The following is an 11045-nucleotide window of genomic DNA, read 5'->3' as shown; positions in this document are numbered from 1 at the left end:
GCACCTGGTGCGGGCCGCCCTTCGAACTACCTCGGCGAGTCTCGAGCTACCTCGGCGTCGGGGTCTCGAGGTCGAAGCCGGGGTCGACGTCGACGATCTCCAGCAGCTCGCCGATGCGGGTGACCTCGAGGAGGAACCGGACGGTGGGCGGCGCGCGCAGCACCCGGACGCGGTGCGGGCTGCGCGACGCGAGGCGTGCGAGGAACGCCACACCCGAGGAATCCATGAAGGTGACGTGGTGGGCGTCGATCTCGACGGGGAGGCCGGAGCCCTCGGCGTCGGAGATGGCCTCGCCCAGCTCGGCTCCGATGTCGGCGTCGATCTCGCCGGACAGCACGACACGGGCGCGGGACGCACCCACGATGACGTGCACGCTCGCGGGGTCTCCCAGCTCAGGCACCGCGTCTGCCTCCTTCACGTCTGCACGCCGCAGGTCACGTGGGGTCGTGTTCGATCCGTCGTGCACGGTGCTCCTTCCACGCGCCGGGGCGTTCACCTCGAGTCTCGGCGGACACCAATCTACGGTTGAATGACCAGCAAGAACACCAACCAGGGCGGGGAATCTCGGCAGTGGAGGCATTATGACCGAATCATCCGGTCCTGTGCCGCCCCTCCCGGAGGGATTCCTCGACGCTGCCATCGCGGCTGCCGTCATCCCGGCGTTCGTCACCGGTGCCTGGGAGGCCGGGATGCCGGTCCTGTGGATCAACGACGCCTTCGCGCGGGAGTCCGGGATCGGCGTCAACGACCTCGCCGTGCTCGGCAAGCACCCCCTGCTGGAGCTCGTGGACGACGACGCCGAGCGCGAGCGCAGCCAGGGCGACCTGCGCGCCGGGCGTCCCACGACGCGGATGGTCAGCGGCCGGCTGCTCGACAGCCGCGCCACGTGGTGGCAGGTGACGATGTCCCCCGTGCCGGACGCCGACGGGGTGGTGCGGCGCTGGCTCGGCACCGCCACCGACGTGTCGACGCACGTGGAGCGTCAGGCCGCCCAGCTCGCCTCGCTCGAGGTGGAGCGCCGCGAGCGGGCCGACCTCGACCTCATCGCGCAGACCACGGAGCTGCTGGGCGACCTGGAGTACCCCTACGCGCTGCGCGACATCGCCGACCTGCTGCGCGCGCTCGTGCCCTGGGCCGGCTTCTACGTGAACGACGACGGGCTCGTCTTCGCTGACGGCGTCGACGTCGCGTCGCCGCCGAGCGGCCGCGGCCGACGGCACGCGCGGTACGTGCCCGAGCTGCCCGACGACGTCTCCGGGGAGCGGCCGGACCCGCCCACCGATGGCGGTGCCGCCCGCGAGCCGGTCCGGGACGAGGTGCAGGACCTGCTCGAGGGCGTCGTCGAGGGGCCCGTGATGCTCCGCCTGGGCGCGGGCTTCCCGGCGCACTCCGCGTCGGGGTGGCTGCGCCGCGACCTGCTGCGGCGTGTCGTGGAGGAGACCGGGGCGCTGCCGCGCGCGGTCGTCGTGCACGCGGTGGCGGGGCGCCGCCGCGTGCTGGGGCTGCTGGCGACGTGGCACGGCGTGGGGGTGGCGCCCGACGGCACCGTCACCGAGGAGGTCCGGCCCGGTCCGGGCGAGCCGCAGCACGTGCACACCGTGATCGAGGTGGTGGCGCGCCGGGCCGGCACCGCCATCGACAACGCGCGCCTGTACGCGCGCGAGCACCGGCTCGCCGAGGCGCTGCAGCGCGCGATGCTGCCCGAGCAGGCCGACGTGTCCGGGCTCGACGTGTGGACCTACTACGCGCCCAACGCCGAGCACGCCCAGGTGGGTGGCGACTGGTACGACGTGCTGCAGATCAACGAGGGCACCGTCGGGCTCGTGGTCGGCGACGTCGTCGGGCACGACGTCGAGGCCGCGGCGGCGATGGGGCAGCTGCGGTCCGTGGTGCGCTCGTACGCGTTCGAGCTCGCCACGCCGGGGATCGTCGTCGACCGGGTGGACCAGCTCGTCACGGGGATGCGCATCCCGCGGTCGGCGTCGATGGTCTACGCCACCCTCAAGCACCAGCAGGACGGCGACGTCTGGACCGTGCAGTACACGCGCGCCGGCCACCTGCCGCCTCTGCTGCTGCGCGACGGCACGGTCACCCAGCTCGCGGGCGGGGCCGGCTCCCTGGTGGGCTTCGGGTCGAAGCCCCGCACCACCGGGCAGGCCGAGCTGCGGCGCGGCGACGTGCTCCTCTTCTACACGGACGGCCTCATCGAGCGCCGGGACCGGTCGCTCAAGGTCGGTCTCGACGCGCTCGTCGAGACGTCGGGGCGCATCACCGCCCGCGACGCCGCGGGGGTGGGGGAGGAGCTGCTCTCGCGCCTCGCCGACGCTCCCGAGGACGACGTCGCGCTCGTCGTCGTGCGCGTGCCCGACCCGGTGGCCGACGCGCAGGTCCAGCCGCTCAGCCCGCGCTCGCGGCGGTGGCTGCTGCCCAGCGAGCCCGCGTCCATCGGCCGGGCCCGGCACGCCGTGCTGCGCACCTGCCAGGCGTGGGGGCTGCCGGAGTCGGCGTCGGCCGAGCTCGTCGTCTCCGAGCTGGTCGCCAACGGCGTGCTGCACGGCTGGGGCAACATCGCGCTGCGCCTCTTCGACACCGGCGACGGGCTGCGCATCGAGGTCGAGGACTCCAACCCCGCGCCGCCCGTCACGACCGACGGCCACCCCAACCGCGTCGGCGGCTTCGGGATGCAGATCGTCGAGCGGCTCGCCGACTGGGGCTGGCGGCCCGCCGGATCCGGCAAGCTCGTGTGGGCCAAGCTGCACGCGACCGCCGTCGGCTGACCACGTCCGGAAGCCCCGGCGAGCTCACCCGACAAGCTCACCCGACGAGGGCGCGGACCTCCTCGGGCGAGGTGCCGGAGTCGCGCAGGAACTGCGCGCAGCGCTCCGCCTCGTCGGACTCGCCGATCTGCGCGGCCGCCTCGGACAGCGCGGCGAGCGCGCGCAGGAACCCCTGGTTGGGCTCGTGGTCGGCGGGGATCGGGCCCTGGCCGCGCCAGCCGGCGCGACGCAGGGCGTCGAGGCCGCGGTGGTAGCCGGTGCGCGCGTACGCGTACGCCGTCACGGACCGGGCGGCGGTGGGCGCGTCGCCCGCGGCGTCGAGCGTGGCCTCGGCCAGCACCGCCCAGGCGAGCGACGACGCGGGGTGGTCGGCGGCGAGCCGGGCCGGGTCCTCCCCGGCGTCGAGGCCGTCGCGCACCTGGGGGTGCTCGTCGGGCAGGAGGGTCGGGGGCGGGCCGGCGAGCAGGTCACGCGCGGAGGAGGTCATGAGCCCCATTCTGGCCCGGCCGCGGCCCGGTTCACAGATCGGCGCCTCGGGCGTCGCGCGCGGCCGGTCGCGGGTACGCTCGCTCCATGATCGAGATCGCGACGTCTTCGACGACGACGACGCTCGTGATCGCCGGTGACCTCGACCTCGCGGAGCGCGACCAGTTCCCGGAGATCGCCACCCGCGTGGTCGGGCTGCGGCGGCAGCTGCTGGTGATCGACATGTGCCGCGTCACGTTCATGGACTCGACCGGGGCCGCGTTCCTCATCTCCCTCGCCGACGCCGGGCGCAAGCGTGGCGGCGCCACGGTGCTGCGCGGCGCGGACGAGCGCGACCTGTTCGTGCTGGAGGTGTGCGGGGCCCTCGACCTGTTCCGCATCGACCGCGACCACCGCTGCGAGTCGGCTCCCGCGCCGTCGACCCCCGCGACGCATCACCCCGCGGGCTGAGCGCGCCGGACCGACGGGCAGGTCACGGGCGGGTAAACTCGGGCGCGGCCCGGACCAGGAGGCCCGCCTCCTCAGGTGACGTGGGTGAACACGCCGGGCCTCGTCGACGCGAGGAGATTTCATGCCAGCCGTGGTGCTCGTCGGTGCCCAGTGGGGCGATGAGGGCAAGGGGAAGGCCACGGACCTGCTCGGGTCCCGGGTCGACTACGTCGTGAAGTTCAACGGCGGCAACAACGCGGGTCACACCGTCGTCATCGGCGACGAGAAGTACGCGCTGCACCTGCTGCCCTCCGGCATCCTGTCGCCCGGCGTCGTCCCCGTCATCGGCAACGGCGTGGTCGTCGACATCGACGTGCTGTTCGAGGAGCTCGACGACCTGATCGCGCGGGGCGTGGACGTCTCCCGCCTGCTGGTCTCGAGCCAGGCGCACGTCATCGCCGGCTACCACCGCACGCTCGACAAGGTCACCGAGCGCTTCCTCGGCAAGCGCCGCATCGGGACCACGGGCCGCGGCATCGGGCCGGCGTACGCCGACAAGATCAACCGCGTCGGCATCCGCATCGCCGACCTGTTCGACCCCAAGATCCTGCGGGAGAAGGTCGAGGGCTCCCTCGACCAGAAGAACCACCTGCTGGTGAAGGTCTACAACCGCCGTGCCGTCGACATCGACGAGACGGTCGACGAGCTGCTCGCGCACGCCGAGCGCCTGCGCCCGATGGTCGCGAACACGCCGCTCGTGCTCAACGAGGCGCTCGACCAGGGCAAGAACGTGCTGTTCGAGGCCGGCCAGGCCACCATGCTCGACATCGACCACGGCACGTACCCGTTCGTCACGTCGTCGAGCGCCACGGCCGGCGGCGCGGTGACCGGCTCCGGCATCGGGCCCACCCGGGTCGACTCCGTCATCGGCGTCATCAAGGCGTACACGACGCGGGTCGGCGAGGGCCCGTTCCCCACCGAGCTGTTCGACGACATGGGCGAGTACCTGCTCAAGACGGGCGGCGAGTACGGCGTCACGACCGGCCGTGCGCGCCGCTGCGGCTGGTACGACTCCGTCATCGCGCGCTACGCGTCGCGCATCAACGGCCTCACGGACCTCGTGGTGACCAAGCTGGACGTGCTCACGGGCCTGGAGAAGGTGCCGGTCTGCGTGGCCTACGACGTGGACGGCACCCGGTACGACGAGATGCCCGACGACCAGTCGGCGTTCCACCACGCGAAGCCGATCTACGAGGAGATGCCGGGCTGGTGGGAGGACATCTCCGGTGCCCGCACCATCGAGGACCTGCCCGCCAACGCGCAGGCGTACCTCGCGCGCCTGGAGGAGCTGTCCGGCTGCCGCATCTCCGCGGTGGGCGTCGGCCCGCGGCGCGACGAGATCATCCCGGTGCACGACCTGATCCACGCGCGGGCATGACGGCGACGGGCCAGGTCGTCGACGCGCTCGCCCCCACGGGGGTGCTGCGTGCGGTGGTCAACCTCGGCAACCCGGTGCTCGCGCAGGGCACCCGGCACGACCCGTCCGGGGTGACCGTCGACCTCGCCCGCGAGCTGGCCCGGCGCCTCGGTGTCGAGGGCGTGCTGGAGTGCGTCGACGCCGCGCGGCACTCGTTCGCGGCGGTGGCCGACGGCCGGGCCGACGTCGGCTTCCTCGCCGTGGAGCCGGAGCGGGCCGCGCAGGTCGCGTTCACCGCGCCGTACGTGCTGATCGAGGGCGTCTTCGCCGTTCCCGAGGGCTCGCCCGTCCGCACGGCCGACGACGTCGACCGGCCGGGCGTGCGCGTCGGGGTGAAGGAGGGCTCCGCGTACGACCTGTTCCTCAGCCGCACCCTGACCCGGGCCGAGGTGGTGCGCGGCGCCGACGGCACGGTCGCGTTCGAGGAGCACGGCCTGGAGGTGGCGGCCGGCATCCGGCAGCCGCTGACCCGGTACGTCGCCGAGCACCCCGGGCTGCGCGTCGTCGAGCCGCGGTTCACCGAGATCCGGCAGGCGGTCGCCACCGGTCGCGACCGCGACCCCGTCGCCGTGGCCTGGCTGCGCGACGCCGTCGCCGAGCTCACGGCCGACGGCTTCGTGGCGGAGGCGCTCGCCCGGTCGGGGCAGGACGCCACCGTGCCCGGGGGAACAACGGCCTGACCTGGCGGGTTGTCCCGGCATGACGACGACGGGGACGACCGAGACGGACGACCAGCGGGCCCTGCTCGCCCTGGTGGCGGAGGGCAACAAGGGGGTCCTCACGACCCTGCGGAGGGCCGGCCGGCCCCAGCTGTCCAACGTGCTCTACGCGTGGGACGAGGAGACGCGGACGGCGCGCGTGTCCGTGACCGCGGACCGCGCCAAGACCCGCAACGCGGCGCGCGACCCCCGCGTGTCGCTGCACGTGAGCGCCCCGGACTTCTGGAGCTACGCCGTCCTCGACGGCACGGCGGAGCTGAGCGACGTGGCGACCGACGCCCACGACGCCGCCGCCGACGAGCTCGTCGAGACCTTCCGCGTCGCGGCCCGGCAGGAGCACCCCGACTGGGAGGAGTTCCGGCGGGCGATGGTGGCCGACCGGCGCCAGGTGCTGCGCCTGCGCGTCGACCGCGTCTACGGGATGGCCCGCCTGCCGCAGCCGTGACCGGCCCGCCGCGCCCCCCGGGTGCGGCACGCGGGAGCACGGTGCCCGCGGACGCCGGGGCCCGCACGCCGCGGGGGTCGTTAGCATGGTCGCCCGTGAAGATCCTCGTCGTCGGGACCGGTGCCCGCGAGCACGCCATCGTCCACGCCCTCGCGTCCGAGGCCGCCGAGGGCGCGCAGCCGGCGCACGAGCTGCACGCCGCCCCCGGCAACCCGGGCATGGCCGCGCAGGCCGACCTCCACCCGGTGGACGCGAACGACGGCCGTGCCGTCGCCGCCCTCGCCCGCACGCTCGGCGTCGACCTGGTCGTCGTCGGGCCCGAGGCACCCCTGGTGGCAGGGGTCGCCGACGCCGTCCGGGAGGCCGGGATCCCCGTCTTCGGGCCGTCGGCCGAGGCCGCCCGGCTCGAGGGGTCGAAGGCGTTCGCGAAGGACGTCATGGCCGCCGCGGCCGTCCCGACGGCGATGGCCCACGTGTGCACCACGGTGGAGCAGGTCGCCGACGCGCTCGACGCCTTCGGCGCCCCCTACGTCGTCAAGGACGACGGTCTCGCCGCCGGCAAGGGCGTCGTCGTGACCTCCGACCGCGACGCCGCCCTCGCGCACGCCCGCGAGGCGCTCGACGCGCGCGGCGACGAGGGCCGCGTGGTGATCGAGGAGTACCTCGACGGGCCCGAGGTGTCGCTGTTCTGCCTGTGCGACGGCGCCAGCGTGGTGCCGATGGTGCCCGCGCAGGACTTCAAGCGCGTCGGCGACGACGACGCCGGTCCGAACACCGGTGGCATGGGCGCGTACACGCCGCTCGACTGGGCGCCGTCCGGCCTGGTCGCCGAGGTGGTGGACCGCATCGCGCAGCCCACCGTGGACGAGATGGCCCGCCGCGGCACCCCGTTCTCCGGCGTCCTCTACGTGGGGCTGGCGCTGACCAGCCGCGGCACGCGCGTCGTGGAGTTCAACGCCCGCTTCGGCGACCCGGAGATCCAGGCCGTCCTCGCGCGCCTGCGCACCCCGCTGTCCGGCGTGCTGCTCGCCGCCGCCACCGGCCGCCTCGACGGCATCGAGCCGCTGCGCTGGTCGGACGACGCCGTGGTCAACGTCGTCGTCGCCTCCCAGGGCTACCCCGAGTCGCCGCGCAAGGGCGACCCGATCACCGGCATCGCCGACGCCGAGGCGCTGGACGACGTGCACGTGCTGCACGCCGGCACCGCCGTCGTCGACGGCGCGCTGGTGTCCGCCGGCGGGCGCGTGCTGTCCGTCGTCGGCCGTGGCGCGGACCTCGCCGCCGCACGGGCGGCGTCCTACGCCGGGGTCGAGAAGATCGCGCTGGACGGCTCCCACCACCGCAGCGACATCGCGCTCAAGGCCGAGCGGGGCGAGGTCGCCGTCCCCTGACGCTGGTCTGTTCGGCAGGAGGTCGATCTCTTCGGCACCGACCCGTGCCGAAGAGATCGACCTCATGCCGAACAGATCGGACGGGTGTGGTGGGTCAGCCGGTCAGCCGACGAGCAGCTCGTCCCGCACGTCGCGCACCTCGCGAGCGCTGAGGCCGAGGCCCTGGCGGAGGTACCGGTCGAACGAGCGGTACTCGTCGTGCACCTCGTCGAACCCGGCGGCCAGGTACTCCGGCCGCACGTCGAGCAGCGGCCGGTAGATCGCGGCCTGCTCGGCTGGCATCGATGCGAGCGCGGCGGCGTTCGCCTCGGCGCGGTAGTCGTTGCTCAGCAGGTAGTCGTCCTCGACGACGTCGCGCGGCACGCCCGCCGTGGTGAGCAGGGCGGCCGCTGCCCAGCCCGTGCGGTCCTTGCCCGCGGTGCAGTGGAACAGCACCGCGCCGTCGTCCGCGACCGCGTCGAACAACGTCGCGTACGCGGCCCGGCCCGTGTCGCTCGAGACCATGGAGCGCTCCCCGTCGACCATCAGCTGCGCGGCCGCGGCCGGTGACGACAGGTCCGGGATCGTCGCGGTGCCGCCGCCGAGCACGTCAGCCACCTCGTACCGGGCGCCGTCGGGCACGCGGTCGGGTGCGGTGGCGCGCTCCGACCTCGTGCGCAGGTCGACGACGGTGCGCACGTCGAGCCCCTCGAGGGTGTCGAGGTCCGCCTCGCTCAGCCGGTCGAGGGCGTCGGACCGGTAGGCCTCGCCCATGGCGACCCAGTCGCCGTCGGTGGTGCGGTAGCCGCCCAGGTCGCGGAGGTTCACCGTGCCGTCGAGCCGCACCAGGCGGTCGGCGATCGTCAGGCCCGCGCCGCGGTCGGGGACGAGCCGGAACCAGCGGCGGTCGGCGTCGGACAGGTCGGTGACCGTCACCGTCCCGGAGGACCCGCCGCGCGCCACGACGTGGCGCGTGTCGATGCGGTCCCGGTCGGTGCCCGCGTAGAGGCGCACGTCGCCGGCTCCGCGCGGCGCCGACCAGGTGACGGTGAACGAACCGTCGTCGTGGGTCGTCACCGTCGCCGCGGTGAAGGGGATGTGCCCCGTGGCGGCGCCGTGCTGGGGGGCGGACGGGTGTCCGGCCGCCGCGTGGGGCGGGCGCGGGGCCGCGACGGACGCGGCGGCGGGAGCGGCGACGAGGGCCGCGACGAGCAGGGCGGCGGTGTGCCGGGTGCGGAGTCTCATGGGCTGCACGGTGGACGCCGCCGGCGAACGGGCGGTGAACGGACGGGGCTGTCCGGTAGGGGACCCGATGAACTCCGCGCGGCGGGACCGCGGACGCGTGCGGCCCGGCCCGACGCCGGATGCGAGACTGAGCATCGTGACCGAGACGCACGATGTCGACCAGCCCGGTGCCGACCAGAACGACGCCTTCGCCGGGGGACCGCTCGACCTGCCGGGGTGGCGCCACGTCTACTCCGGCAAGGTGCGCGACCTGTACGCGCCGGACCTGCCCGCCCTGGGCGGCGTGCACCCGCTGGGCGACGTCGTCCTCGTGGTCGCCTCGGACCGCCTCTCGGCGCACGACCACGTGCTCACGCCCGGCATCCCCGACAAGGGCGTGGTGCTCACCCAGCTGAGCCTGTGGTGGTTCGAGCAGCTCGCCGACGTGGTGGACAACCACGTCGTGTCCACCGAGGCGAGCGCCGAGCCGGGCGACGGCCTGGTGCCCGACGTCGTCGCGGGCCGCGCGATGATCTGCCGCCGGCTGGAGATGTTCCCCGTCGAGTGCGTGGCCCGCGGCTACCTCACCGGCTCCGGCCTGGCCGAGTACCGTGCGTCCGGCGAGGTCACGGGCATCCCGCTGCCGGCCGGCCTGGTCGACGGGTCGCGCCTGCCGGAGCCGATCTTCACCCCCGCGACGAAGGCCGAGGTGGGGGAGCACGACGAGAACGTGCCGTTCGAGGAGGTGGCGCGCCGGATCGGCGACGACGCCGCCACGCGCCTGCGGGACCTCACCCTCGCCGTCTACGCCCGCGCCGAGGAGATCGCGCGCGAGCGCGGCGTGATCCTCGCGGACACCAAGCTGGAGTTCGGCGTCGACCCGGCGACCGGGGCCACGGTGCTCGGCGACGAGGTGCTCACGCCCGACTCGTCGCGGTTCTGGCCCGCGGACGAGTGGGAGCCGGGCCGCGCCCAGCCGAGCTTCGACAAGCAGATCGTGCGCGACTGGCTGACGTCGCCGGCCTCCGGCTGGGACCGGGCGTCCGACGTGCCGCCGCCCGTGCTGCCGCCCGAGGTGGTCGAGCGCACCCGCGACCGGTACCTCGAGGCGTACGAGCGGCTGACGGGGGCGCCCCTGCGCTGAGGGCGCCCCCGCGTGCCGGCGGGCCGGCAGGTCAGAGGCCGGAGCCCTGGACGCTGGCCTCGAGCGGCGAGCCGTCCGGGTTCTGCGCCCAGCACATGAGGCGCCGGTCGCCGAACGCCCACGACGCCTGGGTGGGGTAGAGGTACATCATGTCGAGGCTGGACGCGTCGTAGTCCGTGCCGACGTACGCGGCGAACTCCTCGAAGCAGAAGTCCTCCGTGGTGGCGACCACGGAGGACTCGCCCGGGTACTCGGCGTCCGTGAGCTCGTCGACGCCCACCATCTCCGCCCCGTGCGCCGACGCGCAGTCGGTCGCGACGATGCCGGTGAGGTCGGTGGCGTCGTCCGGCAGCTCGAAGCAGTCGCCCAGGTCGAGGTTCGCGCCCGTGCGGTCGGCGTAGGACTCCTCGAAGCCCTGGCTGAACCCCTCCTGGACCTCCTCGTTCGTCGCGAGCAGGGCGAGCAGCCCGACCACCACGAGCCAGCCGAGGATCCCCAGGGCACCGAGCACGACGCCGGCGATCGCCATGCCGCGGCCGCTCTGTCCCGTGCGCCGGGTGCGCCGCATCCCCGCGATGCCGAGCCCGAGCGCCACGGGGCTGATGCCGAGGATGCCCGTGATCAGCGCGGCGATCGAGAACCCGTCCGTCCCGGGCGCCGGCTGCCCGTACGGGGACGGCGCGCCGTACGGCGCGGGCTGGTCGTACGGCGTCGGCCGGCCCCCGTACGGGGCCTGCTGGTCGTACGGCGTCGCGGGGGACGGGGTGCCGGGCGCGGTGTACGGCGCGGGCGGTCCGTTCGGTGCGGTCCCGTTCGGTGCGGTCCCGGTCGGTGCGGTCCCGGTCGGGGGCGTCGCGCCCGCCTCGGGCGTGGCGTACGGGTCGGGCGTGCCGCCGGAGGGCGGAGAGGTGGGTGCGGACATGCTTCCTCGGGGTCGGTGCGATGGTGGACGACGCGGCGTCGGCGGCGCCGTC

General features: G+C 74.6%; 11 protein-coding genes. 7 read left to right on the top strand and 4 right to left on the bottom strand.

Translation table 11 applies throughout. The annotated features are described in order from the left end of the window. Positions 1-46 precede the first annotated feature (46 nt). The gene (locus ACFQ80_RS12265) at positions 47-400 is read right to left on the bottom strand and encodes an STAS domain-containing protein (RefSeq protein ID WP_430552207.1); all 354 of its coding nucleotides are present in this window, start codon (positions 398-400) and stop codon (positions 47-49) included. Positions 401-581: 181 nt separating this feature from the next. On the opposite strand from ACFQ80_RS12265, the gene ACFQ80_RS12260 reads away from it, so the two are divergent. Beyond that, a complete protein-coding gene (locus ACFQ80_RS12260) occupies positions 582-2777 on the top strand; it encodes a SpoIIE family protein phosphatase (RefSeq protein WP_430563839.1) in 2196 nt (731 codons plus the stop codon). Positions 2778-2814: 37 nt separating this feature from the next. Here ACFQ80_RS12260 and ACFQ80_RS12255 read toward each other — a convergent pair whose 3' ends face one another. Next, positions 2815-3264: a DUF3151 domain-containing protein gene (locus tag ACFQ80_RS12255; RefSeq protein ID WP_430563838.1), complete on the bottom strand. Its 450-nt coding sequence runs from the start codon at positions 3262-3264 to the stop codon at positions 2815-2817. An 86-nt stretch (positions 3265-3350) separates the two neighbouring features. Between ACFQ80_RS12255 and ACFQ80_RS12250 the strand changes: the two genes are divergently transcribed. The 5 genes from ACFQ80_RS12250 (at position 3351) to purD (ending at position 7724) form a co-directional block, all read left to right on the top strand. Next, positions 3351-3713, top strand: coding sequence for an STAS domain-containing protein (locus ACFQ80_RS12250; RefSeq protein WP_429735554.1), 363 nt, complete (start codon positions 3351-3353; stop codon positions 3711-3713). A 121-nt stretch (positions 3714-3834) separates the two neighbouring features. Further along, positions 3835-5130, top strand: coding sequence for an adenylosuccinate synthase (locus ACFQ80_RS12245; protein ID WP_430552204.1), 1296 nt, complete (start codon positions 3835-3837; stop codon positions 5128-5130). After that, the gene (locus tag ACFQ80_RS12240) at positions 5127-5849 is read left to right on the top strand and encodes a transporter substrate-binding domain-containing protein (protein ID WP_430563837.1); all 723 of its coding nucleotides are present in this window, start codon (positions 5127-5129) and stop codon (positions 5847-5849) included. Before ACFQ80_RS12245 ends, ACFQ80_RS12240 begins: the two co-directional genes overlap by 4 nt. Before the next feature lie 19 nt (positions 5850-5868). Further along, a complete protein-coding gene (locus ACFQ80_RS12235; RefSeq protein WP_430563836.1) occupies positions 5869-6333 on the top strand; it encodes a PPOX class F420-dependent oxidoreductase in 465 nt (154 codons plus the stop codon). Positions 6334-6428: 95 nt separating this feature from the next. Then, on the top strand, positions 6429-7724 hold the full coding sequence (gene purD, locus ACFQ80_RS12230; RefSeq protein WP_430563835.1) for a phosphoribosylamine--glycine ligase: 1296 nt from the start codon (positions 6429-6431) through the stop codon (positions 7722-7724). 102 nt (positions 7725-7826) lie between these two features. Here purD and ACFQ80_RS12225 read toward each other — a convergent pair whose 3' ends face one another. Continuing rightward, positions 7827-8948, bottom strand: coding sequence for a tyrosine-protein phosphatase (locus tag ACFQ80_RS12225; RefSeq protein ID WP_430563834.1), 1122 nt, complete (start codon positions 8946-8948; stop codon positions 7827-7829). 127 nt (positions 8949-9075) lie between these two features. On the opposite strand from ACFQ80_RS12225, the gene ACFQ80_RS12220 reads away from it, so the two are divergent. Continuing rightward, positions 9076-10071, top strand: coding sequence for a phosphoribosylaminoimidazolesuccinocarboxamide synthase (locus ACFQ80_RS12220; protein ID WP_430563840.1), 996 nt, complete (start codon positions 9076-9078; stop codon positions 10069-10071). A 31-nt stretch (positions 10072-10102) separates the two neighbouring features. On the opposite strand, the gene ACFQ80_RS12215 is transcribed toward ACFQ80_RS12220, so the two are convergent. Then, positions 10103-10993 (bottom strand): DUF4190 domain-containing protein, encoded by an 891-nt coding sequence (locus ACFQ80_RS12215; protein ID WP_430563833.1) that lies wholly within the window; start codon positions 10991-10993, stop codon positions 10103-10105. Positions 10994-11045 lie beyond the last annotated feature (52 nt).

The organism is Isoptericola sp. NPDC056578 (assembly GCF_042793275.1).
Classification (GTDB): domain Bacteria; phylum Actinomycetota; class Actinomycetes; order Actinomycetales; family Cellulomonadaceae; genus Isoptericola.
Note: the sequence above shows the minus strand (reverse complement) of the source record. Positions and strands in the feature narration are given on the sequence as shown.

Excerpts from the sequence above, each read along its gene's own strand:
- ACFQ80_RS12260 (WP_430563839.1), top strand. The coding sequence starts at position 582 with ATGACCGAATCATCCGGTCCTGTGCCGCCCCTCCCGGAGGGATTCCTC.
- ACFQ80_RS12255 (WP_430563838.1), bottom strand. The coding sequence starts at position 3,264 with ATGACCTCCTCCGCGCGTGACCTGCTCGCCGGCCCGCCCCCGACCCTC.
- ACFQ80_RS12250 (WP_429735554.1), top strand. The coding sequence starts at position 3,351 with ATGATCGAGATCGCGACGTCTTCGACGACGACGACGCTCGTGATCGCC.
- ACFQ80_RS12245 (WP_430552204.1), top strand. The coding sequence starts at position 3,835 with ATGCCAGCCGTGGTGCTCGTCGGTGCCCAGTGGGGCGATGAGGGCAAG.
- ACFQ80_RS12240 (WP_430563837.1), top strand. The coding sequence starts at position 5,127 with ATGACGGCGACGGGCCAGGTCGTCGACGCGCTCGCCCCCACGGGGGTG.
- ACFQ80_RS12235 (WP_430563836.1), top strand. The coding sequence starts at position 5,869 with ATGACGACGACGGGGACGACCGAGACGGACGACCAGCGGGCCCTGCTC.
- ACFQ80_RS12225 (WP_430563834.1), bottom strand. The coding sequence starts at position 8,948 with ATGAGACTCCGCACCCGGCACACCGCCGCCCTGCTCGTCGCGGCCCTC.
- ACFQ80_RS12215 (WP_430563833.1), bottom strand. The coding sequence starts at position 10,993 with ATGTCCGCACCCACCTCTCCGCCCTCCGGCGGCACGCCCGACCCGTAC.